The organism is Streptomyces sp. NPDC027189 (assembly GCF_055566975.1).
Map to the genome: position 1 here is coordinate 229556 of NZ_JBVHRI010000008.1, position 23462 is coordinate 253017.

A 23462-nucleotide genomic window follows, 5' to 3' on the forward strand; every position below is an offset into this window, starting at 1 on the left:
CAGCTGGCGTGGGGGCCCGGCTGCGCTTCTCCCTGGGCAACATCGCATGTGGAAGGTGTGGCGCTTGGGTTGGCTGGTTCGGGCTGTGACCGGAAGTGGTTGCCCTAAAGTGCGTGGCCGTGACAACTGTTTCGCGTGGGGCATCGTTGTGGCGTGACCAGCAGTTCGTGCTGCTTGCAGGTGCGCGGATCATCTCGGTTCTGGGTAACGGGTTTGCGCGGGTGGCGTTGGCGTTCGCGGTGCTGGCACTCCCAGGGGCCAGTGCGGGTCGGCTGTCGCTGGTAGTCGCGTGCCAGGCATTGCCGCAGCTGGTGTTCATCCTGGTGGGCGGCGTGATCGCGGATCGTATGTCACGTGCGCGGTTGATGGTCGTGGCCGATGTGCTGGGAACTGCCGCGTATGCAGGGCTGGCCGCGATGGTGCTGACTGCTCACGCGCCGCTGGTGGCGATGTGCCTGTTGGCGGTGGCGGCCGGAACGGCCACGGCACTGTTTGCTCCGGCGATGAACGGCCTGGTGCCGCTCGTTGTGCCGACGGACCGCTTGCAGCGGGCCAACGGCCTGTTGCGGGTGGGCACCAACAGTTCCATGCTGCTGGGGCTCGCCTTGTCCGGAGTGACCGTGGCACTGATAGGTGCCGGCTGGGCCCTCGCGCTCAACGCCGCCTCGTTCCTCGTCAGCGCCGTACTGACGGCCCGGTTGAAGGTTGTCGCGCGGCCGCGTAAGAAGGCGTCGGGCTGGGACGATCTGCGGGAAGGCTGGCGGGAGTTCGCCTCCCGGCAATGGCTGTGGGCCGTGGTTGCCCAGTATGCGGTCGTGGTGGCCGCGCTGAACGCAAACGTCGGAGTCCTGGGTCCACTGACGGCCGAGCAGCATCTGGGCGGGGCACGGGCGTGGTCGGTGATCGTAGCTGCGCAAGCGGTAGGCACCATCGCCGGTGCCGGACTCGCCGCCCGTGTCCGGGTAAAGCGTCCCATTCTGGTGGCCGTGCTCTGCACATTTCCGGCCGCCGTACCGATCGCTCTGCTCAGCGCCGCAGCGCCCGTCTGGCTGATCGCCGCGGCCATGTTCGGCGCCGGCGTCGCAAGTGACATCTTCGGTGTCCTATGGACCACCACCATCCAGCGCGAGGTCCCCGAGGAGGCTCTGTCCCGCGTCAGCTCCTACGACTGGTTCGGCTCCCTGGCCTTCGCTCCCCTCGGTCTGCTCATCGCCGGCCCGATCGCCACCGCGGTCGGCACCAGCCAGACCCTGGCAGGCTGCGCAGCCCTAGTCGTCCTGGCCACCGCAGCAACGCTGCTCTCACCACAGGTACGCACCCTTCGCGCCCCCACCCAGACAGCAGCTGAAGCCCGGGCCGAGGACCACCAGGACAGCGAAAGCACTGCAGATACAGACCCTGGGCCAGCAAAGGCATAGAGCTCCGGGCCCGGTAGGGCCCCTTCTCCCTGCTCAGCGCCGGGCCCAAATGAGGATGGCAGCAAGGTGGAGTGCGGCTTGGTAGGCGATGGCGAGCTTGTCCGCTCGCATGGCTAGACCGCGCCACTGTACGCAGGCGGTTCGTCCTTGGCCTCGCCGGCGGCGCCGGATCGGGCTGCGTGATGCTGCTCGTCCAGTACGCCGGGCACCGCGCTTGACGTGATGCGGCCCCCGGGGGCGGCGAGGATTCTCGCTCGCCGCCCCCGGCGGATCCCTATCCGGCCTCGGCCACAGCCCTGTGGCGCGCGGCCTCGCACACGGGGCAGTGCTCGCAGTCGTCTTCGTGCCGCCTCCGTGGCATGTTGCGGCGGAGACCAACGAGCCACCGCAGGTCTGGCGGACCCTCAGAAGATCGAGCTGTCGCTGGTACCTCGGCCGAGACGTCCGTGCCGAGTGCACCAGCGGCAAGCGGGATCTTGACGCGGCTCCTGCAGATCGCGTTGGCGCGTTCGGGGCCGATGGATGGTCGCTGCGTGATCGTCATCCACCTGGTGCAGGCCGGCGGTGGCGAGGAGGAAGTAGTTCGCCGCTTCGGAAGCGGCGAGGGAGTTGAGCGTGATCACACTGGGGGCAGGGACAGCAGCGACATATTGAGCCGCCTCGCGTTCCGCCTGGGGATGCATGTCGATGGCGAGCCTTGTTGGGTCGACGAGGCGGTTGCACCACAGGCAGCCGTCTCCGGGAATCATGATCCGAGTGGCGGTGTGAATCTGACCGATCTCTCCTTCGCGGCTTGCGGGAATCTTTACACCGACCTGAACTGCGGGAATCAAGTACTGCTGGACGGCAGCGTTGACCCAGTGACGTGCGGCGTCGCTGTCGGCGGCCAGGAAGATCCAGTCACATCGCACGAGCTCCGTGAGCGAGTCCGGATGCTCAACGCGCCGCGCTGCGGGGGTCAGATGGTGCTGGGATTCGCGCGCTGGGCGTTGCGGACCGCCAGTTCGACCTTGGGACGGTCGACGTCACTCGGTTCTGCGGCGATCAGGCGGGGCAGATTGGTGAGATCGACGGTTTCGTCATCGATCAGTACGAGTTCGCCGATGCCGAGGCGGGCGAGTTGCTCGACGAGGATGCTGCCGACGCCGCCGAGTCCGACGACGGCGACGCGAAGCCTGCGCAGAGTCTCCTGGCCGAGATCGCCGAGGAGTCGGGTCTGGCGGTCGTGTTGTGGGCCCTTCTGGCTGGCCATGGCTGGTCTGGGCCGAAGGCGTAGAAGATTGCAGGCGGGGACGACTGTCTCCGCAAGCTGCGCGCGGCCGCCATCGGGCAGCCAGAGGTCCCCGGCGGCCGCGTGCGGAGTGAGCACCAGTCCGCCGACGATCTGGCCGCTGATCTGCTGCAGAGCGGGGTATCCGCGCTCATGGCTGGCCAGGTCGATGCGGGAGAACCCGACGCGGTCCAGCCCGGGATGTGCGTGAACGGCCAGGTAGGCCAAGTTCTCGTCCCTGGCGCGGAGTACGGCATCGCGGACGAAGCGAGCTCCAAGGGCCCGGTGGCCGTATTCGCCCGGGACGTAGTCTGTGCCGTCGGTCGCGATGATCAAGTCTCGGGCCAGCAGGCGACGGCCGCGGGGGCCATCCGCGTGGCCCGCGAGGAGCACAGCTCCGTGTTCGTCGCCGTCGGCTTGGAACAGATGCTGTGACAGGCTCGCCCACAGCCTTGGCGGGATGGTGAGACTCCAGCCCTCTGCGGGCGGGTTCACTGGTCGGAGAGCCACCGGCGGATCCTCTCGGCCTTCAGCACCGCACTGTCGACGGCCATGTCACGACGCGGGGAACGACGGGAGATCTGCAGCGCCGCGCGGTCACGCCAGGCCACCGACTGGATGGCTGGTCCGTGAGGCTGCCCGTCGTTGCGGGTAACCGGCCCGGTGTAATGCGGGTATACGTCAGAGTCCGGATACGCCGCGCTGATCTGGAAGCCAAGCCACGTGACCGAGGGGCTGTAAGAGGGCCCGATCGGAACCTGCTCGATGGTGACGAACACCCCGCCGGTGCCGTCCGGGACCACCTCGACCGGATGACCGGTGAAGTGGGCTCGGACGGCTTCGACGGCTTCGGCGACTGCCGGAGCGACGGTGATCACGAGTTGTCGTCCGGGGGGACGGCCAGAAACTCCTGGCGCTGGTGGACCCGGATGCGCTCGTCGTCGTCCACGACTTCGAAGCGCCCGTGGCTCCGCTTGACCGACAGCTGGAAACCGGTGTCGATCGGCACGCCCTGGGCGATCGCTGCCTGCTTGAGTTCCAGACCGGTGACCTCACGCTCAGGGAGGATCACGGGCTGGTTGTTGACGGTGACCGAGACCGTGGAGTGCCGGCCCGTACCCGGGTCCGCCGCCAATTCGATGGGAGTCTCCATCGTCCACCTCTTTCTGATCTTGCCCGTGTCCGCGCACGAAGCGGACGGACACAACTGTATCGAGATCTTCGCATCGTTTGAGATGTCGAACACCTAGGGCTCAAGGTAGCACGGGGGTGTTTGAGATGTCGAACACTGATAGAAAGGGAGAAGACAGCACTGGCTGAGGAGGAGGCCGATGGCCCGGACCCGTGTAAACGTGGCCGCCTTGTATGCGGCCCTTGATGCCACGAGGAACACGAAGAAACTTTCATGGCGGCAGCTGGCGGCAGAGGTAGGAGTCAGTCCGTCGACGATGACGCGTCTGGCCAACGGCAACCGGCCAGACGTGGATGCTTTTGCAGCCCTCGTCCGATGGCTCGGAGCTCCCGCCGAGAGCTTCATGATCGATGCTGAAGGTGAGGGCGAGACCCGCCCCGCTGAGGAACCCGAGCTGCTCGTGCAGCTGGCCCCGCTCCTGCGGGCCCGCAGGGACCTGGGCGAGGAAGATGTGAGGTATTTGGAAGAGGTGATCGGCGCGGCGATGCGTCGGTTCGCCACCGAGCGGGACTCCCACGTGGGGTGAGGCGTGGGGCAGCGATGGACCAAGAAGGCGCTAGAAGATCTGGCATTGGAGGAGCGTGCCCGGATCGGGGCAAGTCCGCATGTGCCCCTGGATCTGGCCCGTCTCACTGATGAGTACGGCATCCCGGTCTATGCGATCAGCGACCTTGCTGGACACGGATGCTCACCCGAAGCGCTGAAGCACTTCGCCAACGATGGGGCCCGCAGCTGGTCTGCGGCCCTCGTCCCGGCCGGCACGGGATGCTTCATCGTTGAAAACTGCTCTCACTCACCTCAGCGCCGCCGCTCGAACGTGGCGCATGAGATGGCCCACCTTCTCCTGGAGCACGAGTTCGCCGAAGTTGTGTTCACCGACGGCGGCTGCCGCACCTTGGGCCCCGCTATGCAGAAGCAAGAGGAGCAGGCCCTCAGCCTCTCCGCGGAACTCCTGATCCCCAAGACGGCTGCGATCAAGGCTGCGATCGCGAACTGGTCGGATGCTGAAGTCGCCGAGCACTTCGACGTGAGTATCGAGTTCGCGCGCATGCGCATGAACCCTTCGGGTGCCCGAACCATTGCGAGGCGATTCCTAGCGAAGCGGCGGTAAGACGAACTGGCTGCAGCGCACGCGTCGCGCCGCGATCAGTACGGTGGCTCGGCGTGCCGAACGGCCGGGCCAGCGGTTCACCAAGGCTGTCGCTCGATCGAGACACTGCTGGTCACTGCAAACCCGCAACGCCCTTTCGGTGACGTGCTTCTGGATCGGCGAGGCGTTCGCCTTCCGGTTCGCCGGCAGGACGCGTCACCGTGGCAATCTCGCACCTGTGTCTTCGTCGCAGACGTCTACGCGACGTATCTGTCCAGCTCAAGACCCAACCGTTCAGCTAGGCGGTCGGTAAATTCGAGGAGGCGCCGGAGTTCAGCGGTTTCGCGCTCGATGCCCTGCGGCAGCCCCTGGAGGCGGGTCATGTCGTGATCGCGCGCAGTGCCGGTGTCGTGCGGTTCCCGGCGAAGTTTCTGTTGGTGCTCGCCGCCAACCCCTGCCCCTGCGGGCGCTTCAGCGTGGCGAACGACTTCTGCGAGTGCCCGCCCTCCTCCGTGCGCCGCTACCAGGCCAGGCTTTCCGGTCCGCTGCTCGACCGGGTCGATCTGCGGGTGGAGGTCGAGCCGGTCACCCGTTCCGAACTGACCGCGCGCGGCGCCCAGGGTGAGTCGACGCGGACGGTGGCCGACCGGGTGAGCGCTGCCCGCGAGCGTGCCGCCGCGCGGCTGACCGACACTCCGTGGCACACCAACAGTGAGGTGCCGGGGCACGAGCTGCGCAGCCGCTGGCAGGCACTGCCGGGAGCGATGGATGAGGCGGAGCGCGGACTGGAGCGCGGTGTGCTGACCGCACGCGGCCTGGACCGGGTGCTCCGCGTGGCGTGGACGGTCGCGGACCTGTCAGGACATGACCGACCCGACGCGGGGGATGTCGCCCTGGCTCTCCAGCTGCGCACCGGCGTCCCGCGAGGGGTGCCGATGGTGATCGGCTCGCCGAAATGACGGACGACGAGCGCATGGCCCGCGTCGCGCTCGCCCGAGTCATCGAACCCGGGGACGAGGTCGGCGGGCGATGGCTGCGGGAGCTCGGGGCCGTCGAGGTGGCGCGGCGGCTCGCGCAGGGAGGCGAGCCGCTGCCGGGGGTGAGCGAGAAGCGATGGGAGGGGCTGCGGGGGCGGTCCGGCCGGGTGCGGCCGGAGCGGGATCTGGCTCAGGCACGGCACGCCGGGGTGAGGTTCATCTGTCCCGGTGAGCCCGAGTGGCCCGCGCAACTCGACGACCTGGGGGACGCCCGGCCCACCGGCCTGTGGGTACGGGGGCACCGCAGTCTGCGGATATGGGCGCTGCGCTCCGTCGCCGTCGTCGGAGCCCGGGCCTGCACCGAGTACGGCGCCCACATGGCGGCCACCCTCGGCGCGGGTCTCGCGGAGCGCGGCTGGGTGGTCGTGTCCGGCGGTGCCTACGGCGTCGACGGTGCCGCGCACCGGGGTGCCCTCGGGGCGGGCGGCGCCACCGTCGCCGTGCTGGCCTGCGGCGTCGACCGGCCCTACCCGCGCGGGCACACCGAGCTGATCACCAGAATCGCGGAACAGGGTCTGGTGGTGGGGGAGTTGCCACCCGGCGACCACCCGACGCCGAGCAGATTCATCCTCAGGAACCGGGTCATCGCGGCGCTCACCCGGGGGACCGTGGTCGTCGAGGCGGCGTATCGCAGTGGTGCGCTGGTCACAGCCCGTGCGGCGCAGCGGCTCGGGCGGTTCACCATGGGGGTGCCGGGCCCCGCCACGAGCGGTCTGTCGGCCGGGGTGCACGAACTGCTCCGCGGTGAGGCGGTGCTGGTTTCCGACGCCGCGGAAGTCGCCGAGCTGGTGGGTGACATGGGTGAGCTGGCCCCCGACCGCCGCGGGCCCGTGCTGCCGCGCGACCTGCTGGACCCGGGTGCCGGACGCGTGCTCGCCGCGCTGCCGGCGCGCGGTCCGGCGGGGGCGCAGGAGATCGCCCGGGGCGCGGGGACCACCGTGGACGACGCGGTCGGGAGACTGTACGAACTCGGAGCACTTGGTTTCGTCGAACGACACGGCGACGGCTGGAAGTTGACACGCCAGGCGATGATCTCCGTCCGCCGCGATCGGGGACGGTGCTGACCCAGCGTGTTCGGCCGTCCGGGCGAACGCCGACACCCTTGGGAATTCCCGCAGTTGGCGTCTCTCGGTGGTCACGCAGCGCGATCGCCGTGACACCGGGAGACGCTCAGCGGAATGCCTCTGTGTGTGGGTGATCCGCGGCCCTTCGCGCACTGCGACACCTCAGTCACGCTACGCTCACGAGGATTCCGACTCAGGCTGGCGATCTCGACATCACACCGACACCTCACCCAGGTACTCCCAGTTCACGGCAGAACGGCACAAGGCGACGAATGCCCCAGCACACCTCCGGGTCCGACCGGGCGGCGCTCCCGCCAGCCGCCCGCGACGGCGGTAGCGTGCGCCCGCCCGCTCCCTCGACGCTCGATGAGCTGTGGCGGTCGTACAAGGCGACGGGTGACGAGCGGCTGCGGGAGCAGTTGATCCTGCACTACTCACCTTTGGTGAAGTACGTCGCGGGGCGGGTGAGCGTGGGCCTGCCGGCCAATGTCGAGCAGGCCGACTTCGTCTCGTCGGGCGTGTTCGGGCTGATCGACGCGATCGAGAAGTTCGACATCGAGCGGGAGATCAAGTTCGAGACGTACGCGATCACGCGGATCCGGGGCGCGATGATCGACGAGCTGCGGGCGCTGGACTGGATCCCGCGGTCGGTGCGGCAGAAGGCGCGCAACGTGGAGCGGGCGTACGCGACGCTGGAGGCACGGCTGCGGCGCACCCCGTCGGAGTGCGAGGTGGCCTCCGAGATGGGCATCGCGGTGGAGGAACTCCATGCGGTGTTCAGCCAGTTGTCGCTGGCGAATGTGGTGGCTCTGGAGGAGCTGCTGCATGTCGGCGGCGAGGGCGGTGACCGGCTGAGCCTGATGGACACGCTGGAGGACACCGCGGCCGACAATCCGGTCGAGGTGGCCGAGGACCGGGAGCTGCGGAGGTTTCTGGCGCGGGCGATCAATACGCTCCCCGACCGGGAGAAGACCGTCGTCACGCTCTACTACTACGAGGGGCTCACGCTCGCGGAGATCGGCAACGTGCTGGGGGTGACCGAGAGCCGGGTGAGCCAGATCCACACCAAGTCGGTGCTCCAGCTGCGCGCCAAGCTGGCGAGTTTCGGCCGCTGAGGGCGGCGGTGGCATGCCGCTGAATCGTCCCTGCCCAGCAGGTGTACACACCCCCCTCCACTGGTCGGGTGGGCGGAGTGGCTGCCGTCCGGGGCGGTCCGTCCGTAGAGTGGTTGACGTGCCAAGGATTCGAGCGGCCTCCGTGGCCGAGCACCGGTCGATGCAGCGAGCCGCCCTGCTGGACGCGGCGCGGTCCCTGCTGTCCGAGGGCGGGACGGAAGCGCTGACCTTCCCGGCTCTCGCCGAGCGCACGGGGCTCGCGCGGTCCTCCGTGTACGAGTACTTCCGGTCGCGGGCGGCCGTCGTCGAGGAGCTGTGCGAGGTCGACTTTCCCGTCTGGGCCGCGGAGGTTTCGGCGGCGATGGAGCGGGCCTCCTCTCCGGAGGGCAAGGTCGAGGCCTATGTTCGGCAGCAGCTGGCGCTGGTCGGGGACCGGCGCCACCGGGCGGTGGTCGCCATCTCGGCGAGCGAGCTCGATGCCGGGGCGCGGGAGAAGATCCGTGCGGCTCACGGCGGGCTCGTGGCGATGATCGTCGAGGCGCTGGGGGAGATGGGGCACGGGGAACCGCGGTTGGCCGCGATGCTGCTTCAGGGTGTGGTGGATGCGGCCGTGCGGCGGATTGAGCTGGGGGCGGCCGAGGACCCCGGCGCGATTACTGATGCCGCCGTTTCCATGGCCCTGCGGGGCGTCCGGGGCTGAGGCTCGCTTCTGGGCACCCTGGGTCCGGGCTGGGCCCGGGGTGGGTGCGCTTGTCGGCGCTTGCGGGGGTGCCGCTCTCTTTGGGATGGGTGCCGCCCCAGCGGCACGCATGCCCACAGCTGGGACGGCTTCGCGGCGCCCGGTGCTCCCGCCCACGGCTAAGACGGGGCCTTTGCCACCGGCAGCAAGCGCGACGGGCCCCTCCGCAGCAGCCACGGCGGGAGCAGGGACAGCGGGTCCAAGTACGTTCTCCCTCTCAGCAGGCCCCAGTGCAGGCACGACGTCGGGCAATGCGAATCCCCCGGTTCCACGGTGCCCAGTACGTCGCCCGCCATCACCTCGTCGCCCTTCCTCACGGACGCCCGCACCGAGCCGAATGTCGTCCGGAGCGGTGGCGTTCCCGTGCCCGACAGTTCCACCGAGACGACACCGCGGCCCGCGACCCTGCCGGCGAAGGACACACGCCCGGGTGCGACCGCCCGTACGGCTGTCCCGGGGGCTGCCGCCAGGTCCACGCCGCGGTGGCCCCGGCCGTAGGGCGTTGCCGGGGGTCCCCAGCCTCGTACGACCATTGGGCGTAGACCCACCGGCCACGTACGGGCGACGGTCGGGACCGTGGGATCGGGGCCCGGTGGTTCCGGGGTCCCCGGCCGATCGGGTGTCGCCGTCGCGGTCGTGCGGGCCAGGGCCGCCGGGCTCAGCGCCCCCAGGACGGTCACCGTCATGCCCAGCAGTAACCCCAGCCACGTACGCACACATCGTTTCGCTCGCATGCGAGAACCGTCCCGCATCGGGCGGATCATGGCCGGGATCTGTGGAGTACCGGCCGGTTGTGGACGGCGGCGTCACCCGGTGCCTCTCGGGTCCCGTACACTTCTGATGGCGATCCGGGTCACCGGGTCGACTTCGCACGCCCCGACACCTGGTCATCAAAAACCGGTGTCAGCGCCTCTCGGTCCCTCGTGGCAAGGCGCATCGCGGGCGTCAGGCGCGAGTGCCGTCCGGCACGCGCGGCACAACCGAGAACACCAAGGAGAACGGCCATGGCCGTCGTCACGATGCGGGAGCTGCTGGAGAGCGGCGTCCACTTCGGTCACCAGACCCGTCGCTGGAACCCGAAGATGAAGCGCTTCATCTTCACCGAGCGCAACGGCATCTACATCATCGACCTGCTCCAGTCGCTGTCGTACATCGACCGCGCCTACGAGTTCGTCAAGGAGACCGTCGCCCACGGCGGCACGGTCATGTTCGTCGGCACGAAGAAGCAGGCGCAGGAGGCCATCGCCGAGCAGGCCACCCGCGTCGGCATGCCCTACGTCAACCAGCGCTGGCTGGGCGGCATGCTCACCAACTTCTCCACCGTCTACAAGCGTCTGCAGCGCCTCAAGGAGCTCGAGCAGATCGACTTCGAGGACGTCGCCGCTTCCGGTCTGACCAAGAAGGAGCTTCTCGTGCTCTCGCGCGAGAAGGCCAAGCTGGAGAAGACCCTCGGCGGTATCCGCGAGATGCAGAAGGTGCCCAGCGCCGTCTGGATCGTGGACACCAAGAAGGAGCACATCGCGGTCGGCGAGGCCCGGAAGCTCAACATCCCGGTCGTCGCCATCCTCGACACCAACTGCGACCCCGACGAGGTCGACTACAAGATCCCGGGCAACGACGACGCGATCCGCTCCGTCACCCTGCTCACCCGCGTGATCGCCGACGCCGTCGCCGAGGGCCTCATCGCCCGCTCCGGCGCCGGCAAGGCCGAGGGTGAGAAGGCCGCGGGCGAGCCGCTCGCCGAGTGGGAGCGCGACCTGCTCGAGGGCGAGAAGAAGGCTGACGAGGTCGAGGTCCAGACCTCCGCCGAGACCGAGAAGGTCGCCGACGCCGAGCAGGCCGAGGCTCCGGCCGCCGCCGAGGCTCCGGCCGCCGAGGCCCCTGCCGCCGAGGCCCCGGCCGCGGACGCCGAGCAGGCCTGACCCCTCACCCCTTTGGGTTGTGAACGGCGGGGGCCAACAAAGCCCCCGCCGTTCGGCCCGTAGATCTTCAGACTCCGAGAGAGATTCCAGGAATCATGGCGAACTACACCGCCGCTGACGTCAAGAAGCTCCGTGAGCTCACCGGCGCCGGCATGATGGACTGCAAGAAGGCCCTGGACGAGGCCGACGGCAACGTCGACAAGGCCGTCGAGGCGCTGCGCATCAAGGGCCAGAAGGGCGTCGCCAAGCGCGAGGGCCGCTCCGCCGAGAACGGCGCCGTGGTCTCCGTCATCGCCGACGACAACACCTCCGGTGTCCTGGTCGAGCTGAAGTGCGAGACGGACTTCGTCGCCAAGGGTGAGAAGTTCCAGGCCGTCGCCAACCAGATCGCGCAGCACGTCGCCGCGACCTCCCCGGCCGACCTCGACGCTCTCCTTGCCTCCGAGATCGAGTCCGGCAAGACGGTTCAGGCGTTCGTCGACGAGGCCAACGCCAACCTGGGCGAGAAGATCGTCCTGGACCGCTTCGCCCAGTTCTCCGGCGCCTACGTCGCGGCGTACATGCACCGCACCATGCCCGACCTGCCCCCGCAGATCGGTGTCCTGGTCGAGCTGGACAAGGCCGACGCCGACCTCGCCAAGGGCATCGCGCAGCACATCGCCGCCTTCGCGCCGAAGTACCTCTCCAAGGAGGACGTCCCGGCCGAGGTCGTCGAGACCGAGCGTCGCGTCGCCGAGGAGACCACCCGCGCCGAGGGCAAGCCCGAGGCCGCGCTCCCGAAGATCGTCGAGGGTCGCGTCAACGGCTTCTTCAAGGAGGCCACCCTCCTTGGTCAGCCGTACGCGCTCGACAACAAGAAGACCGTCCAGAAGGTCCTGGACGAGGCCGGTGTCAACCTGAAGCGCTTCGTGCGCATCAAGGTCGGCATCTGAGTCCGTACCGCGATCGACGCGCGACCCCTATAGGGTCGACAGCAGTCGTCCGCGTACGCCGGCACCCACGCGCGTGTGCCGGACGACAGCAGATCTGACGAGGAGGCCATTGCCGAGCATGGGATGCGAACGACACCCCAGCGGCAATGGCCTTCTTCGTATGTGCACCATGAGGAGATCTCCATGACCACCACCCAGGCCGACAAGGGCGAGAAGACCGACGACGGCAAAGGCGCGGGACGCTTTCTGCTGAAGCTTTCCGGCGAGGCGTTCGCCGGTGGCGGCGGACTGGGCGTCGACCCCGACGTGGTGCACAAGATCGCCCGCGAGATCGCGGCCGTGGTGCGTGGCGGCGCCCAGATCGCGGTCGTCATCGGCGGCGGCAACTTCTTCCGCGGCGCCGAACTCCAGCAGCGCGGCATGGACCGGGCCCGCTCCGACTACATGGGCATGCTGGGCACGGTCATGAACTGCCTCGCTCTCCAGGACTTCCTGGAGAAGGAGGGCATCGACAGCCGCGTCCAGACCGCCATCACCATGGGGCAGGTCGCCGAGCCCTACATCCCGCTGCGCGCCGTGCGCCATCTGGAGAAGGGCCGTGTGGTCATCTTCGGCGCCGGTATGGGCATGCCGTACTTCTCCACCGACACCACGGCCGCCCAGCGCGCTCTGGAGATCGACGCCGAGGCCCTGCTGATGGGTAAGAACGGCGTGGACGGGGTGTACGACTCCGACCCGAAGACCAACCCCGAGGCCGTCAAGTTCGACTCGCTCAGCTATGGCGAGGTCATCACCCGGGACCTCAAGGTCGCCGACATGACCGCCATCACGCTGTGCCGGGACAACAAGCTGCCCATCCTGGTCTTCGAGCTCCTGGCGGAGGGCAATATCGCGCGGGCCGTCAAGGGTGAGAAGATCGGCACACTCGTGGGCGACCAGAGCGGCCGGGCCTGACGGGGGCCACCCCGGACGGGGGACGAACCTCGGACGGGGGACGAACCCCGGCCGAAGACGGACCCTGACCGGGGGATGGACAATGTCCTGCCGGTCCGGAACCGTGCAGGAATAAGACGCGACGCAGCCGGCCGCCGACCCCGACGAGGAAACAGCTGCCGGGCCTACTCAAGACACGCAGGAGCAAGTGGTGATCGAAGAGACCCTCCTCGAGGCCGAGGAGAAGATGGAGAAGGCCGTCGTGGTCGCCAAGGAGGACTTCGCCGCGATCCGCACCGGTCGTGCGCACCCGGCGATGTTCAACAAGATCGTGGCCGACTACTACGGTGCACTGACGCCGATCAACCAGCTGGCCTCGTTCTCGGTGCCGGAACCGCGCATGGCCGTGGTGACCCCGTTCGACAAGAGCGCGCTGCGCAACATCGAGCAGGCGATCCGCGACTCCGACCTGGGCGTCAACCCGAGCAACGACGGCAACATCATCCGAGTGGTGTTCCCGGAGCTGACCGAGGAGCGCCGCAAGGACTACATCAAGGTGGCCAAGACCAAGGGCGAGGACGCCAAGGTCTCGATCCGCTCCGTGCGCCGCAAGGCCAAGGACGCCATCGACAAGCTGATCAAGGACGGCGAGGTCGGCGAGGACGAGGGCCGCCGTGCGGAGAAGGAGCTCGACGACACCACGGCGAAGTACGTCGCCCAGGTGGACGAGCTCCTGAAGCACAAGGAAGCGGAGCTGCTCGAGGTCTGATGAACGACTCTTCCTGGGGGGCGCCGCCACAAGCCGGGTACTGGGGGCCGTCCGAGCAGGGGCCTGCCCAGGGGGCGGCCCCGGCGGGTCCCACGTACGATGCGCATGACGCGCAGCAGACTCGCCCCATGCCCATCGCGCCCGACGTATCCGCACATGGCGGAGACCAGGATGACGATCGGGGGGCCGCTCGGCTGAGCGGCCCCCTGTTCCGCGACGACTCACCGCCGGCGGCGTCCTACGGGAACCCGTCACAGAAGCCGCAGGAGCCCATGCCCAGCGCCCCACAGCCCGCCCCCGCACCGCAGAAGAAGAGTGCGGGACGCGACTTGGGCGCGGCCATAGGCGTGGGCATCGGGCTCGGTGCGGTGATCGTCGCGTCGTTGTTCATCGTCAAGGCCGTGTTCGTCGGAGTGATAGCGGTCGCCGTGGTGGTGGGGCTCTGGGAGCTCACCTCACGGCTGGAGGAGCGCAAAGGCATCAAGGCGCCCCTCGTCCCGCTGGCACTCGGCGGTGCCGCGATGATCGTCGCCGGATACGTCCGGGGCGCCGAGGGCGCGTGGGTAGCGATGGCGCTCACCGCGCTGGCCGTTCTGGTCTGGCGCATGACGGAACCGCCCGAGGGCTACCTGAAGGACGTCACGGCGGGGGTCTTCGCGGCCTTCTACGTGCCGTTCCTGGCGACGTTCGTGGCGATGATGCTGACGGCCGACGACGGCCCGCGCCGCGTCCTGACCTTCCTGCTCCTGACGGTCGTCAGCGACACCGGCGCGTACGCGATCGGCTGGCGCTTCGGCAAGCACAAGCTGGCGCCGCGCATCAGTCCCGGCAAGACCCGCGAGGGCCTGCTCGGAGCGGTCAGCTTCGCGATGGCGGCGGGTGCGCTGTGCATGCAGTTCCTGATCGACGACGGCAGCTGGTGGCAGGGCCTGCTCCTCGGGCTCGCGGTCGCGGCCAGCGCCACGCTCGGCGACCTCGGCGAGTCCATGATCAAGCGGGACCTCGGCATCAAGGACATGGGCACCTTGCTGCCGGGCCACGGCGGGATCATGGACCGACTGGACTCGTTGCTTCCGACGGCTCCGGTGGTGTGGCTGCTGTTGGTGATCTTCGTAGGGTCCGGCTGATCTTCGTGCGAACCGGCTGACCTGCGGGCGCGATCGCGGTCGGTACGCCGCTGAGCTGCGGTTTTGACGGTTGGGGGGCTCGTTGTCCACAGGGCGGCGAGTCCCTCTCCGTATGTCTGCGACACCGGTGGGGCCATGCCTTGGCCCGGAGAACTGGCAAGTCCGGCTCCGCGGATGATCGCCGGACGGCTCCTAGTCGAGGATCCCCAGATCCGTGTCAGGCCGGCAGTGCGGGCAGGCGGGCACCCCGCCCTCCGTCAGCGCCCGCACCGCCTGGTCCCGCTCTACTCCGCGGCTCCGCTTCCCGGAGTTCCAGCAGCCGCCGACATGCACGTACACGGGGTCGCGCCCCGAGAGGCCCTGCTCGATCAGCCAGTCCGGCGCGGGCCGCCGGGCCTCGATCCCGCGCTGCCGCTCGTCTTCGCGCTGCTTCTCGGCCTCGATCCATCGCCGCGTACGCGCCAGATCCTGCTCCTGGACGCGCTCCAGGAAGCGCAGCAGATCCAGGCGGGTCAGCGGACGCGGTTCGTTCACATGTTCGAGTCTAGGCCTGTTCGGCCTGGTCAGCGCTACGGGGTCTGATCGTCGCCGGATCCCGGACGTAGTGCCGGCTGAACGTGACGAGGGCCCGCCATTCCGGCTCGTAGAACCGCGGCTGCACCCACGCGACGCACCGGCCGCCCGGCCCGTCGAAGTGGGCCCGCAACGCACCCTCGTGCCAGCGGCCGCCCACGCGCACCTCGACCGCGCGGTGTGGCCAGTAGGAGACCGGCCTGCCGTGGAAGCAGTCGAGCATGTCGCTGCCCGCGATCACCGCGTCGCCGTCGCGCGGCTCGGCCTCGACGGCCGCGGGAACGTGTTGTTCCGTGTACAGCAGGCTCATGCGGTCGGGGTCCCATACGACCCAGGCCATGCGGATGGTGGGCCGGGGCCAGTCGACGATGACGAGCAGGGCGCGACTGCCGTCCGGCTGGTCGCGGTACTCCAGCACCTGGGCCTTCTGCCGTCGGCCTGCCCGCTGGAGCGTGAGCGTGAGTCCCGTGCGGGCGAATTCGATGTCGCGCCAGTCCGGCACCTGATCCGGCACCGGGAGGGCGACCTCTTCCGCATCACGCCATTCGCTCATGCGTTCGAATGTAGCGGGATGCGTGGGGCGGCACGAGACCCCGTACGGGTGATGGCGTGACGGATCCCCCGCCTCAACCGTGAGACGGGGGGCCTATACCGCCCGGCTAGTCCGTCGGGTCCTCCTCTGCCCGCCGTACAGCCTTCTTCACGGCCTGCTCGACCTCGTGGCGCTCCTGCCCGGCCGCCTGCGCGTACTTCGTGATGGCCGCCTGCGCCACCTCGGACGCTTCGCGCCACCGGCGGCACTGCGCCTCGTACTCCTCGCCCGCGAGGCCCGCGCACTTCGCGCGTTCCTCTTCGACGGAATGTTCCAGCCTGATCAATTCGTCGGGGATGTCTGCCACGATTCGGATCCTAAGCTCGTGTGCTCAGCGCGCCGACTGTGCGACTTGCCGACGCCGGGTGTGCCGTCCGCCCCGGTGGCGCAGTACGTGATGAACGCCCCGTCGCACCGTGGACGTCGACGACGTCCTGTTCAACACCCTGGACAGACCGCCTCCCGGGCTCTCGTCCGCAGAAACCGTGCCGCCACCTGCACTGATGTGCCTACCCAGGACCGTAGGCGGGCCGTCTGTGGGCCGTCCGAGGGAGACCGGCGACGACCAACGACGATCGTCGACGACCACCCGCCGATCCAAGGATCGCAGGTCACACAAATCGATCTGCGACACTGGTACAGCCATGCCTAAGCCCGGAGAACTGGCAGCCATCAGACGCGAATAGGCCTTCTATCTGCGCGTATGGCGCCGATAGGGTCCCTGTTTCGACCTGCTGGGCCGTCTCTGGGCCGTGCGCCGATGCTCAGGGATGTGACAGGCGGCGGCGCACCACCTTGCCGCTTGCCGCTACGAACTGCTTCATAGCAGTGTTATGCCGGTCCCAAAGGTCGGAATAGTCTGCATCATTCACGTCCCCACGTCGCCAGCCGCTTCCCAGCCGCCGGCCAGCCCTGTTCAGCTGGTCCAGTGACGACAGCAGGGCTTCATCCTTCGAGAGGATCTGCAGACGGGCTGTTGCCAGCCGCAGGGCGGAAAGATCCCAACCAGCAACCCGCCCTTCCAAGCCCAGGTGACGTTCTTCCCAGATGCGATCCCGGAAGTCTGAGGAGGACGCCGCCACTGCGGCGCACTGCTCAAGTAGAAGTTCCGATATGCGAGCCCGTTCCTCAGCCCGTTTCACCAGGTGCTGACCCACGAGCGCGATCGCGGCACCAGCAATGGTTGCTAACAACGTCCCCCATGCGCCCATGCAAGGCATTGTTCCCTTCCCTCGCACGGGCGCATGCATGTCAGGCGCAGTCGGGATGCGAGAAGTCACGACTACGCGATAGGACGCCGTCCACTGCTTTCCTGGTCCGCTCCTGACTCGAAGGCATGAGGTGCGCGTACACCCGTAGTGTCAGCGCCGGGTCGGTGTGTCCCAGGTACTGGCTGACGGCCTTGATGCTTTCTCCGGCGTCCAGCAGGACCGACGCGTAGAAGTGCCTCAGAGCGTGCATGCCGTGCTCGCGCGCCGACTCGTACTTGCCGTCCGGCCCTGCGTCCGGGATGAGGCCAGCGACCGCCAGCGCGGGCTTCCACTTCTGGATATTGAAGTTGCTGCGCCACACGATCCCGTTTGCGGTGTTCGTGAACAGCAGACGGGCCGACACCTTAGGGCCGTCCGGCTTCCGCCAGGGAAGCGTGATCTCCACCGGCTTGTAGGTGTCCGTGTGGGCGCGCAGGGCCTCAGCCACCGATGAGGGCAGAGGTACGTCCCGCTCCTTGTTGCACTTCGGCGGGGCGAACACGGCCTTGCCTCGGATGAGTTTCACCTGCCGGACCACCCGCAGGACGCCACCCTCGAAGTCGATCGCGTCCTCAGCGAGAGCCACAATCTCTCCCTGCCGGAGTCCGCACCCTGCCCCGGCGTCAACCATGGTCCGGTACCGCTCGGGGAGCGCCGCGCGAACGGCGTGTACCTGGATAGGCAGCCACGGTATGACACGGCGCCGCTCAGCCGTCGGCGGGCGAACTGACTTTGCAGAGCAGGGGTTTCGGAATAGCAGACCGTCGTCCACGGCGGCGCTCAGCACGGCTCGAACGTCGCCGTAGATGTTGCGCGCGTACGCATCGCTCACTGCGGAGTCCTCCTCCAGGACGCTGACGAGGCTCCGGATGTGCTCAGGGCGGAACGAGTCGAGCGGGCGCGTGCCAATGACGGGGAACGCGTGCAGACGCAACCGCTGTTCAGTGACGATCTGGCTAGACAGGTCTGCTGTGTAGGCGCTGAGCCACTTCTCGGCGTAGGCCTTGAAGGTGATACGGGCCGCGCGCGGGTCGATGTATTGACCGTGTGACATGTCGGACGCGATGTTGGTGAGCCACTTCTCGGCAAGGCGCTTCTGGCCGTCGGGGAAGCTCTTGGACTGCTCTCTGCCGTCCGGGCCGATGTAGCGGGCGCGGTAGCGCATGCTCCTGCCGTAGCGCTCGGTCTTGACCTTGCGGGTCTTGCCGTCGGGGCCGGTCTCGGTCTTGTACCAGCGGTCTTGGATGTGTCCGGCCATCAGACAGCCTCCCCAAGCTGGGAGTCCACCCAGGCCCGTACATCGTTCGGATCGAAGCGCAGATGCCGGCCGACGCGGAAGCCGCGGGGACCGGTGCGCTTGCGGCGCCACTGGTAGACCGTCTCGACGCTGGGCAGCTCGAACATGTCCACCAGGTCATCAGGGGTCAGGAAGCGGTTCGGCAGCTCGGAGGGCATGTCACCACTCCCTTTCGTCGGCGGGTTGGTCGCGTAGGGCTTCACGGGCGGTTTCGCGGTTGAGCTGAAGGTCGCGGGCGATGGTTGCGGCAAGGGCCGATTCGCCGGGGGTGTGGCCGTGGCCTGCGTACTGCCAATCGGCCAGGACAAGGACGGTGTCCGGCTCGCGCTCGTCGAGGCCGAGGGCATGGCGTTCCTGCGCGGCGCGGTAGTCGGCGCGTGTCTGGCGGAGGGCGCCGAGGGTGGTGGAGTAGCGGCGGGATTTGGTGGAGAAGTGGCCGCGGAAGCCGAGCATGTGGGCCCAGGCCCACAGCCGCCGGTCCGGGTAGAGGGGGTCGAGGTCGCGGCAGGCGGTGATCAGGCGGCGGGCGTGGTCGGGGACGCCGTGGCGGTCGAGTTCGGCGAGTTCGCCGATGCGCCGGTCGAGGGTGCCGGTGTTCTCGGCGGCTTTGGTGGCGTACTTGGCGACATAGGAGGCGACAGCCTGTTCGGTCAGCTCTGAGCCGTCGCCGAAGGCCTTCACGGGCCGGATGTCGAGTTCTCGGCCCCAGCGGAGCATGCGGGCGGGTTGGTCGCCGGCCGCAGGAACGCGGAGGCTGGTGTAGGAGTGCCGGATGGCGGCGCGGATGGCGTCCGTGAGCAGGTCGACGCTCGCCCACGAGGGCGGCGGGGAGCCGGGTCCGTCTGGTCCGTCGAGGCGGATCACGGCGTGGAAGTGGATGGCGCCGCGTTTCTGGAATTCGGCGACCTTGCCGTACGACACGCGGCAGGCCTCGGAGAGTTCGCGTTGGGTGAGGCCGGCACGGGCGGCGATCTCGCGGCGGAGCCGGTTGGTGAAGCGCTGCCACAGGTCGCCGGCGTGGTTGTTGAACAGCACGGCGCCGGCGTAGTCGTAGGCGTCCGGGTCGAGGGCGGTGCCGAGGGCGGGATCGTCCTCGCGGTGGTGACGGCCGCAGCGGCAGGCGCCGCGGTCGGGCCGGTTGTGGACCGGGCCGAACGAGGGTGCGGTGAGGGTGGCGAAGACGCGGCCGTGATCCCGGACGGCGGCGGGGATGTCGTGGCGGTCGTCGCCGGCGAGCCCGGCGCGGATGAGGTGGTAGGTGTCGCCCGCATAGGTGTAGGCGCAGGAGGGGCAGCGGGAGGCGCGGCGGTTGCCGCAGGCGATGCGCAGCCGGCCACCGGGTTCCCCTTGGGTGGTGTAGCGGTGCAGGGCTTCGCCGGTGGCGGTGTCGACGCGGGTTGTCCAGCCGCGCAGGTGGATGGGGTCGGCGCAGCCGCCGGTGCGTTGGATCTGGTGTTGCCAACGGTCGAAGTCGGGGGCGGAGGCCACCCGCAGCAGGTCGCCGAGGACGAGTGGATTGAGGCCGGTCAGGGTGGCGGTGTCGGTCATGCGAACACCTCCTGGCGAGCCGTCAGGAAGGCGGTGCCGATCCAGCGGGTGTAGGCGGGCGGGATGGCCTCGGTCAGTTCCTCGTGGACGTCGGTCCAGGTGATGCCCATGGCGGCTTGCATTTCGGGGATGGTGGCCTTGCCGCCCCCCTTGCCGTAGGCGGCGACGTAGGGGCCGTCGCGACGGACGCCGTGGCGGTGCCCGCGCACATAACCGCGGTGACGGGGGTGGGTCGGTCGTGGGGTGGTCCAGCGGCCGAGTTCGAAGTTGCGGTGGCGCAGCACGCCGAGGCCGAACATCTCACCGCACAGGGTGAGGTCTTTGCGGATCTTCGCCTTGCCGTTGGGCTGCTCGATCACGTACGGCAGGCCCGTCTTGTCGAGCAGGGCGCGGATCGGCGCCACCAGGTCTTCGTGATCCCCGCCCCAGCCCTGGGAGTGATTGGTTCCCACGGTGAGGGCGCAGCCGGCCTGGCACGGCGGAGAAGCGTGCACGAGGGTGTACCGCTCGATGTCGCCGGTGTCGATCAGATGGGCGAGGTATTCCAGGGCGTCGCCGCGGTGGTAGGCGAAGGGGTAGCGGGGGCGGTCGGCGATGTCGCAGCCGTCGACCGCATATCCGGCGAGGTGGTAGCCCCAGCCAGCCCCGCCGGAGCAGGAGAACAGGTCCAGTACGCGCGGGGCGAGGTCAGACATGGGCGGCCTCCCGAACCTGGTCGAGGAGGGCGGGGGTGGGGGTCCACAGGCCGCGGGCACCGGGCCAGGAGACGGGACAGGCTAGGCGGTGCACGTCCGAGAGGTGCCAGTGCCACTGTCCGGGGGCGGACCACAGGGTGCACATGCCGTCGTCTTCGTGGCAGTCGTCCAGCCGAGCCCAGCCCAGGACGGCGCCGGCCGGTTGGGGGCGGTGCAGGAAGGGGCGGGCCATGACCGCGTACTTGGCGGCGGGGTCGATGGTGGCGCCGGCGTGGATGAGGAGCCAGCCGCGGTAGTCGGTGGCCCACCGGCGGTTTTCGATCCGCTTGGTGCCGTAGGCGATGCAGGAGGCCCAGGGCTGCCACAGGGTCAGGGCCCTCACCTCGACGGGGGCACGGTGGGTCATGCGGTCACCCCCGTCGTGTCGGTGGCCATGGCGTCCAGGACGCTGGCGGCTTCAGTCGCTGCGGTTGCCAGGTTGCGCAGGGCCTCGGAGGTGCCGGGGCGGGCGAGAAGGGCGATCTCGATGAGGTCGCCTTCAATGCGGAGGCTGACGAAGGGGTTCGTGCGGTCCGCGAAGGGGGTGACGCGGCTGCGGGTGTCAGGCTCGATGTGGGCCGAGGTGGTGAGGCTCTTCACGCGGCCACCTCCACGTCCGCGGCGTTCAGGCGGGGGCGGAGGGGGACGGTGCCGGTGCCGTGGCAGGTGCCGCAGTCGATGCGGAGCAGGACGCGGGTGCCGTCAAGGTGGCGGGTGCCGGAGGGTACGGCGGCGGTGGCGAAGCCGTCGCAGTTCGGGCAGATCCGCGCGCGCGTGATCGTGGCCGGGTTGGGGCCGGGCATGATGGAGGTTCCTTCCGGTTCTTGTGGATCGGACAGGGGCACGGCGCCCGGGCGGCGGAGACTTGGCGGTTTCAGGGCCGCCCGGGGGCCGGTCAGCGTCGCTTCGTGTCGGAGGCGACCAGGGAACGCAGGACCACGGCGCATACCGCGACCGAGACGGCAGTGACGGCGACCGCGAGGAGCATGGAGACCAGGACGGCGCCGACGACGATGACCACGGCGGTGCCGCCGCCGACGAGGGCGAGCGCGGTGCCCGGGGTGAGCTGGATCGTGGGGCGGGCCGGCACCGGGGCAATCGGGGCGGGCGGCGGAACCTGTGTGCCGGGGACGATGGCGGTTGGCTCGACGACGGCGGGCGGGACGACGTGGCCCGTGGGCGTGGGCATGGTCGGGATCTTGGGGCGGAGCATCGGTGAACTCCCTTCCGAGGGCGGTTACTTGGCGATCGGGTCGATGGCGGGGGCGAGCAGGCTGTTGGCGAGGAGGTAGCCGCCGATCAGCAGGACGACCACGAGCCACAGGGGCGGGCGGAGGGTCTTGACGCCCACGACGGCCAGGCAGGCGACGAAGAACCACAGCGGCACGGACATGGGGCGTATCCCTTCGGCTAGTGCTTGTTCTTGATCCGGCAGCGGTGGCCCTTGGCGGCCACGCAGACGGCGCCGTAGCTGGTGTATTCGGAGGACCAGCCGCACTGATCGGCGGTGCAGGAGGCGATGTAGCCCTTCTCGCCGGATTTGGTTAGGGCCCGGCCGATCTCGACGGGGCCGTAGCGCTGGAGGCGTTCGAAGAGGAAGAAGCGGTGTCCCATCGGTCAATGTCCTTTCGAATCAAGCAAGTTGGGCGGCGATGGCAGCTGCCATGGGTGCGGGGACGCCGAGGCGGGCGCGCAGGGTGTCGGCGTCGATCGGGCTGCCGGTGCGGGCGTGGTGGTCGTAGGCGACCTTGCGGGCGTGGGCGACCAGCGCGGGCGGTACCGGCATGGCCGCAGCAGGCTCGACGGGGGCCGGGTCGGCGGCGGGCAGGGCCGGAGTGTCATGGGCCGCGGGAACCGTGGCGGGCTCCGGCTCGGGTGTTGGGACGGGTGCGCGTTCGACGTCCAGGGCGGAGGCTGCGGACGCAGACGGGGCGTCTGCCTGGTCGGTGGGCTGTTCGGGTGCGTGGGCGAGCAGGGTGCCGCCGAGGAAGGCGAGCGCGGGCCAGCCGGCGACACCGAGGCGGAGCAGGGCGGGCGGGTTGTCCATGTCGAGGAAGCCGGCCGTGGCGATGTTGGCGCCGAGCGAGGCGACCAGGGCGATCAGGAACCAGCACCAGGCCAGCCAGGATCGACGGGCCCGCAGTCGGCGCCATGCGGCGACCATGAGCAGGTCGACGGAGACGGGGTAGGCCCAGGCCTTCCAGCCGGTCTGGCCTGCGGATTGGGCGAGGTCGTGCAGGTGGGCGAAGGACAGGGCACCGGAGATCACGGCTTGGACGAGAACGAGGTGGTACAAGGCGCGGCGCATGGTCTTCACCTCCCTTCGCAGGTGGTTGGGCCCGGGGCGGGCGGGGAGCGATGTCCGACCGCCCGACCCCGGCGGTGTTCAGTCGGTGGGGGCTTCGCCGGTGCCCCAGCAGGTCAGGCACACGGCGGTCTGGTGGTCGTCGGTGGCACGGCCCTTGCGGGTGCCGACCCGGACGGCTTCGGTGATCTCGCCGTTGCCGTCACAGTCCGGGCACTTCGCGGGCTTGGGCTTGGTTGTCTTACGGCGAGCGGGAGGCCTCTTCGCGGCGGGCACGGTCATCACCCCTCGCTGGGGTACTCGGGGCCGTCGTTCGGGTCGTAGCCGGGCGGGAACAGGCCCGGCGGCGGCTCCGGCAGCGACGCGGCCAGGCACGGGCCCACGGCGGCGACGAAGTCCTGATCGGCGTCGAACATGTCGGCGTAGAGGGCGAGTTGGCCGAGCATGACGACGGTGCGGGCGAAGTCCTCGCAGTTGGGGCACATGAGGGGTGCTCTTCCTTCTTCGGACATGGCTCGGGTAGGGACCTGGCGCGAGGCGGTCGCGCCGACCGTG

At 69.1% G+C, this 23462-nt stretch carries 33 protein-coding genes and 3 pseudogenes; 13 read left to right on the top strand and 23 right to left on the bottom strand.

The window, feature by feature from the left end:
- Positions 1-119 precede the first annotated feature (119 nt).
- Positions 120-1418, top strand: a complete 1299-nt coding sequence (locus ACZ4RZ_RS21755; protein WP_467746751.1) for an MFS transporter — start codon at positions 120-122, stop codon at positions 1416-1418.
- 33 nt (positions 1419-1451) lie between these two features.
- Here the strand turns inward: ACZ4RZ_RS21755 and ACZ4RZ_RS21760 are convergent.
- The 5 genes and pseudogenes from ACZ4RZ_RS21760 to ACZ4RZ_RS21780 all read right to left on the bottom strand — a co-directional run.
- Positions 1452-1547: pseudogene (locus tag ACZ4RZ_RS21760) on the bottom strand (IS5/IS1182 family transposase); the annotation flags it as partial.
- 275 nt (positions 1548-1822) lie between these two features.
- Complete coding sequence (locus ACZ4RZ_RS21765) at positions 1823-2329, bottom strand: hypothetical protein (protein ID WP_467746752.1); 507 nt, start codon at positions 2327-2329, stop codon at positions 1823-1825.
- 47 nt (positions 2330-2376) lie between these two features.
- Positions 2377-3198, bottom strand: a complete 822-nt coding sequence (locus ACZ4RZ_RS21770) for a ThiF family adenylyltransferase (RefSeq protein WP_467746753.1) — start codon at positions 3196-3198, stop codon at positions 2377-2379.
- Positions 3180-3566, bottom strand: coding sequence for a hypothetical protein (locus ACZ4RZ_RS21775; RefSeq protein WP_467746754.1), 387 nt, complete (start codon positions 3564-3566; stop codon positions 3180-3182). Before ACZ4RZ_RS21775 ends, ACZ4RZ_RS21770 begins: the two co-directional genes overlap by 19 nt.
- Positions 3563-3841 (bottom strand): multiubiquitin domain-containing protein, encoded by a 279-nt coding sequence (locus ACZ4RZ_RS21780; RefSeq protein ID WP_467746756.1) that lies wholly within the window; start codon positions 3839-3841, stop codon positions 3563-3565. The genes ACZ4RZ_RS21775 and ACZ4RZ_RS21780 overlap by 4 nt, the downstream gene beginning before the upstream one ends.
- Positions 3842-4019: 178 nt before the next feature.
- On the opposite strand from ACZ4RZ_RS21780, the pseudogene ACZ4RZ_RS21785 reads away from it, so the two are divergent.
- The 7 genes and pseudogenes from ACZ4RZ_RS21785 to ACZ4RZ_RS21815 form a co-directional block, all read left to right on the top strand.
- Positions 4020-4205: pseudogene (locus ACZ4RZ_RS21785) on the top strand (helix-turn-helix domain-containing protein); the annotation flags it as partial.
- 18 nt (positions 4206-4223) lie between these two features.
- Complete coding sequence (locus tag ACZ4RZ_RS21790; RefSeq protein WP_467746983.1) at positions 4224-4406, top strand: hypothetical protein; 183 nt, start codon at positions 4224-4226, stop codon at positions 4404-4406.
- A 3-nt stretch (positions 4407-4409) separates the two neighbouring features.
- Positions 4410-4991 (top strand): ImmA/IrrE family metallo-endopeptidase, encoded by a 582-nt coding sequence (locus ACZ4RZ_RS21795; protein ID WP_467746758.1) that lies wholly within the window; start codon positions 4410-4412, stop codon positions 4989-4991.
- Between the two features lie 296 nt (positions 4992-5287).
- Positions 5288-5929 (top strand): annotated as a pseudogene (locus ACZ4RZ_RS21800) (ATP-binding protein); the annotation flags it as partial.
- Entirely contained in the window at positions 5926-7071 is a 1146-nt protein-coding gene (gene dprA / locus ACZ4RZ_RS21805; protein ID WP_467746759.1) for a DNA-processing protein DprA, read from the top strand. The pseudogene ACZ4RZ_RS21800 and the gene dprA, both read left to right, overlap by 4 nt.
- Positions 7072-7343: 272 nt before the next feature.
- Positions 7344-8186, top strand: a complete 843-nt coding sequence (gene whiG / locus ACZ4RZ_RS21810) for an RNA polymerase sigma factor WhiG (protein WP_467746761.1) — start codon at positions 7344-7346, stop codon at positions 8184-8186.
- A 142-nt stretch (positions 8187-8328) separates the two neighbouring features.
- On the top strand, positions 8329-8886 hold the full coding sequence (locus tag ACZ4RZ_RS21815) for a TetR/AcrR family transcriptional regulator (RefSeq protein WP_467746975.1): 558 nt from the start codon (positions 8329-8331) through the stop codon (positions 8884-8886).
- Between the two features lie 158 nt (positions 8887-9044).
- On the opposite strand, the gene ACZ4RZ_RS21820 is transcribed toward ACZ4RZ_RS21815, so the two are convergent.
- Positions 9045-9659, bottom strand: a complete 615-nt coding sequence (locus ACZ4RZ_RS21820) for a M23 family metallopeptidase (protein ID WP_467746763.1) — start codon at positions 9657-9659, stop codon at positions 9045-9047.
- A gap of 270 nt (positions 9660-9929) precedes the next feature.
- Here ACZ4RZ_RS21820 and rpsB point away from each other — a divergent pair, with 270 nt between their 5' ends.
- From rpsB to ACZ4RZ_RS21845, 5 genes are all read left to right on the top strand, one after another.
- On the top strand, positions 9930-10847 hold the full coding sequence (gene rpsB, locus ACZ4RZ_RS21825) for a 30S ribosomal protein S2 (protein ID WP_467746764.1): 918 nt from the start codon (positions 9930-9932) through the stop codon (positions 10845-10847).
- A 95-nt stretch (positions 10848-10942) separates the two neighbouring features.
- Positions 10943-11779 carry a translation elongation factor Ts gene (gene tsf / locus ACZ4RZ_RS21830; RefSeq protein ID WP_467746766.1) on the top strand — a complete coding sequence of 279 codons (837 nt, stop codon included), beginning with the start codon at positions 10943-10945 and terminating at the stop codon, positions 11777-11779.
- Positions 11780-11962: 183 nt separating this feature from the next.
- On the top strand, positions 11963-12733 hold the full coding sequence (pyrH, locus tag ACZ4RZ_RS21835) for a UMP kinase (protein WP_095936924.1): 771 nt from the start codon (positions 11963-11965) through the stop codon (positions 12731-12733).
- Between the two features lie 190 nt (positions 12734-12923).
- Positions 12924-13481, top strand: a complete 558-nt coding sequence (gene frr, locus ACZ4RZ_RS21840; RefSeq protein ID WP_010984060.1) for a ribosome recycling factor — start codon at positions 12924-12926, stop codon at positions 13479-13481.
- Positions 13481-14608, top strand: a complete 1128-nt coding sequence (locus ACZ4RZ_RS21845) for a phosphatidate cytidylyltransferase (RefSeq protein ID WP_467746767.1) — start codon at positions 13481-13483, stop codon at positions 14606-14608. The genes frr and ACZ4RZ_RS21845 overlap by 1 nt, the downstream gene beginning before the upstream one ends.
- A 192-nt stretch (positions 14609-14800) precedes the next feature.
- Here ACZ4RZ_RS21845 and ACZ4RZ_RS21850 read toward each other — a convergent pair whose 3' ends face one another.
- The 17 genes from ACZ4RZ_RS21850 to ACZ4RZ_RS21930 all read right to left on the bottom strand — a co-directional run bounded on the left by ACZ4RZ_RS21850 (position 14801) and on the right by ACZ4RZ_RS21930 (position 23392).
- Positions 14801-15142 (bottom strand): DUF6233 domain-containing protein, encoded by a 342-nt coding sequence (locus ACZ4RZ_RS21850; RefSeq protein WP_467746769.1) that lies wholly within the window; start codon positions 15140-15142, stop codon positions 14801-14803.
- 10 nt (positions 15143-15152) lie between these two features.
- Positions 15153-15734, bottom strand: coding sequence for a hypothetical protein (locus ACZ4RZ_RS21855; RefSeq protein ID WP_467746770.1), 582 nt, complete (start codon positions 15732-15734; stop codon positions 15153-15155).
- 106 nt (positions 15735-15840) lie between these two features.
- The gene (locus tag ACZ4RZ_RS21860; RefSeq protein WP_467746771.1) at positions 15841-16080 is read right to left on the bottom strand and encodes a hypothetical protein; all 240 of its coding nucleotides are present in this window, start codon (positions 16078-16080) and stop codon (positions 15841-15843) included.
- A 457-nt stretch (positions 16081-16537) separates the two neighbouring features.
- The gene (locus ACZ4RZ_RS21865) at positions 16538-16984 is read right to left on the bottom strand and encodes a hypothetical protein (RefSeq protein WP_467746773.1); all 447 of its coding nucleotides are present in this window, start codon (positions 16982-16984) and stop codon (positions 16538-16540) included.
- 40 nt (positions 16985-17024) lie between these two features.
- Positions 17025-18281, bottom strand: a complete 1257-nt coding sequence (locus tag ACZ4RZ_RS21870; protein WP_467746775.1) for a tyrosine-type recombinase/integrase — start codon at positions 18279-18281, stop codon at positions 17025-17027.
- Entirely contained in the window at positions 18281-18478 is a 198-nt protein-coding gene (locus ACZ4RZ_RS21875) for a helix-turn-helix transcriptional regulator (RefSeq protein WP_467746776.1), read from the bottom strand. The genes ACZ4RZ_RS21870 and ACZ4RZ_RS21875 overlap by 1 nt, the downstream gene beginning before the upstream one ends.
- A 1-nt stretch (position 18479) precedes the next feature.
- The gene (gene repSA, locus ACZ4RZ_RS21880; protein ID WP_467746778.1) at positions 18480-19868 is read right to left on the bottom strand and encodes a replication initiator protein RepSA; all 1389 of its coding nucleotides are present in this window, start codon (positions 19866-19868) and stop codon (positions 18480-18482) included.
- Complete coding sequence (locus ACZ4RZ_RS21885; RefSeq protein ID WP_467746779.1) at positions 19865-20563, bottom strand: DNA methylase; 699 nt, start codon at positions 20561-20563, stop codon at positions 19865-19867. Before ACZ4RZ_RS21885 ends, repSA begins: the two co-directional genes overlap by 4 nt.
- Positions 20556-20969, bottom strand: coding sequence for an ASCH domain-containing protein (locus ACZ4RZ_RS21890; RefSeq protein ID WP_467746780.1), 414 nt, complete (start codon positions 20967-20969; stop codon positions 20556-20558). The genes ACZ4RZ_RS21885 and ACZ4RZ_RS21890 overlap by 8 nt, the downstream gene beginning before the upstream one ends.
- Positions 20966-21202, bottom strand: coding sequence for a hypothetical protein (locus ACZ4RZ_RS21895; protein ID WP_467746781.1), 237 nt, complete (start codon positions 21200-21202; stop codon positions 20966-20968). Before ACZ4RZ_RS21895 ends, ACZ4RZ_RS21890 begins: the two co-directional genes overlap by 4 nt.
- On the bottom strand, positions 21199-21405 hold the full coding sequence (locus ACZ4RZ_RS21900; RefSeq protein WP_467746782.1) for a hypothetical protein: 207 nt from the start codon (positions 21403-21405) through the stop codon (positions 21199-21201). The genes ACZ4RZ_RS21895 and ACZ4RZ_RS21900 overlap by 4 nt, the downstream gene beginning before the upstream one ends.
- A gap of 92 nt (positions 21406-21497) precedes the next feature.
- Positions 21498-21815 (bottom strand): SpdD-like protein, encoded by a 318-nt coding sequence (locus ACZ4RZ_RS21905; RefSeq protein ID WP_467746783.1) that lies wholly within the window; start codon positions 21813-21815, stop codon positions 21498-21500.
- 24 nt (positions 21816-21839) lie between these two features.
- Positions 21840-21995, bottom strand: a complete 156-nt coding sequence (locus ACZ4RZ_RS21910) for a hypothetical protein (RefSeq protein WP_467746784.1) — start codon at positions 21993-21995, stop codon at positions 21840-21842.
- A 17-nt stretch (positions 21996-22012) separates the two neighbouring features.
- A complete protein-coding gene (locus tag ACZ4RZ_RS21915; RefSeq protein ID WP_467746785.1) occupies positions 22013-22216 on the bottom strand; it encodes a mobile element transfer protein in 204 nt (67 codons plus the stop codon).
- A gap of 19 nt (positions 22217-22235) precedes the next feature.
- A complete protein-coding gene (locus tag ACZ4RZ_RS21920; RefSeq protein ID WP_467746786.1) occupies positions 22236-22910 on the bottom strand; it encodes a DUF2637 domain-containing protein in 675 nt (224 codons plus the stop codon).
- A gap of 78 nt (positions 22911-22988) precedes the next feature.
- Positions 22989-23189, bottom strand: coding sequence for a hypothetical protein (locus ACZ4RZ_RS21925; RefSeq protein ID WP_467746788.1), 201 nt, complete (start codon positions 23187-23189; stop codon positions 22989-22991).
- Complete coding sequence (locus ACZ4RZ_RS21930; RefSeq protein WP_467746789.1) at positions 23189-23392, bottom strand: hypothetical protein; 204 nt, start codon at positions 23390-23392, stop codon at positions 23189-23191. The genes ACZ4RZ_RS21925 and ACZ4RZ_RS21930 overlap by 1 nt, the downstream gene beginning before the upstream one ends.
- Between the last annotated feature and the right edge of the window lie 70 nt (positions 23393-23462).

What these genes read in the sequence shown, in the direction of transcription:
- ACZ4RZ_RS21780 (WP_467746756.1), bottom strand. Translation starts at nt 3,841, where the DNA reads ATGGAGACTCCCATCGAATTGGCGGCGGACCCGGGTACGGGCCGGCAC.
- ACZ4RZ_RS21790 (WP_467746983.1), top strand. Translation starts at nt 4,224, where the DNA reads ATGATCGATGCTGAAGGTGAGGGCGAGACCCGCCCCGCTGAGGAACCC.
- dprA (WP_467746759.1), top strand. Translation starts at nt 5,926, where the DNA reads ATGACGGACGACGAGCGCATGGCCCGCGTCGCGCTCGCCCGAGTCATC.
- whiG (WP_467746761.1), top strand. Translation starts at nt 7,344, where the DNA reads ATGCCCCAGCACACCTCCGGGTCCGACCGGGCGGCGCTCCCGCCAGCC.
- ACZ4RZ_RS21820 (WP_467746763.1), bottom strand. Translation starts at nt 9,659, where the DNA reads ATGCGAGCGAAACGATGTGTGCGTACGTGGCTGGGGTTACTGCTGGGC.
- rpsB (WP_467746764.1), top strand. Translation starts at nt 9,930, where the DNA reads ATGGCCGTCGTCACGATGCGGGAGCTGCTGGAGAGCGGCGTCCACTTC.
- tsf (WP_467746766.1), top strand. Translation starts at nt 10,943, where the DNA reads ATGGCGAACTACACCGCCGCTGACGTCAAGAAGCTCCGTGAGCTCACC.
- pyrH (WP_095936924.1), top strand. Translation starts at nt 11,963, where the DNA reads ATGACCACCACCCAGGCCGACAAGGGCGAGAAGACCGACGACGGCAAA.
- ACZ4RZ_RS21845 (WP_467746767.1), top strand. Translation starts at nt 13,481, where the DNA reads ATGAACGACTCTTCCTGGGGGGCGCCGCCACAAGCCGGGTACTGGGGG.
- ACZ4RZ_RS21855 (WP_467746770.1), bottom strand. Translation starts at nt 15,734, where the DNA reads ATGAGCGAATGGCGTGATGCGGAAGAGGTCGCCCTCCCGGTGCCGGAT.
- ACZ4RZ_RS21865 (WP_467746773.1), bottom strand. Translation starts at nt 16,984, where the DNA reads ATGGGCGCATGGGGGACGTTGTTAGCAACCATTGCTGGTGCCGCGATC.
- ACZ4RZ_RS21870 (WP_467746775.1), bottom strand. Translation starts at nt 18,281, where the DNA reads ATGGCCGGACACATCCAAGACCGCTGGTACAAGACCGAGACCGGCCCC.
- ACZ4RZ_RS21875 (WP_467746776.1), bottom strand. Translation starts at nt 18,478, where the DNA reads ATGCCCTCCGAGCTGCCGAACCGCTTCCTGACCCCTGATGACCTGGTG.
- repSA (WP_467746778.1), bottom strand. Translation starts at nt 19,868, where the DNA reads ATGACCGACACCGCCACCCTGACCGGCCTCAATCCACTCGTCCTCGGC.
- ACZ4RZ_RS21885 (WP_467746779.1), bottom strand. Translation starts at nt 20,563, where the DNA reads ATGTCTGACCTCGCCCCGCGCGTACTGGACCTGTTCTCCTGCTCCGGC.
- ACZ4RZ_RS21890 (WP_467746780.1), bottom strand. Translation starts at nt 20,969, where the DNA reads ATGACCCACCGTGCCCCCGTCGAGGTGAGGGCCCTGACCCTGTGGCAG.
- ACZ4RZ_RS21900 (WP_467746782.1), bottom strand. Translation starts at nt 21,405, where the DNA reads ATGCCCGGCCCCAACCCGGCCACGATCACGCGCGCGCGGATCTGCCCG.
- ACZ4RZ_RS21905 (WP_467746783.1), bottom strand. Translation starts at nt 21,815, where the DNA reads ATGCTCCGCCCCAAGATCCCGACCATGCCCACGCCCACGGGCCACGTC.
- ACZ4RZ_RS21910 (WP_467746784.1), bottom strand. Translation starts at nt 21,995, where the DNA reads ATGTCCGTGCCGCTGTGGTTCTTCGTCGCCTGCCTGGCCGTCGTGGGC.
- ACZ4RZ_RS21915 (WP_467746785.1), bottom strand. Translation starts at nt 22,216, where the DNA reads ATGGGACACCGCTTCTTCCTCTTCGAACGCCTCCAGCGCTACGGCCCC.
- ACZ4RZ_RS21920 (WP_467746786.1), bottom strand. Translation starts at nt 22,910, where the DNA reads ATGCGCCGCGCCTTGTACCACCTCGTTCTCGTCCAAGCCGTGATCTCC.
- ACZ4RZ_RS21925 (WP_467746788.1), bottom strand. Translation starts at nt 23,189, where the DNA reads ATGACCGTGCCCGCCGCGAAGAGGCCTCCCGCTCGCCGTAAGACAACC.
- ACZ4RZ_RS21930 (WP_467746789.1), bottom strand. Translation starts at nt 23,392, where the DNA reads ATGTGCCCCAACTGCGAGGACTTCGCCCGCACCGTCGTCATGCTCGGC.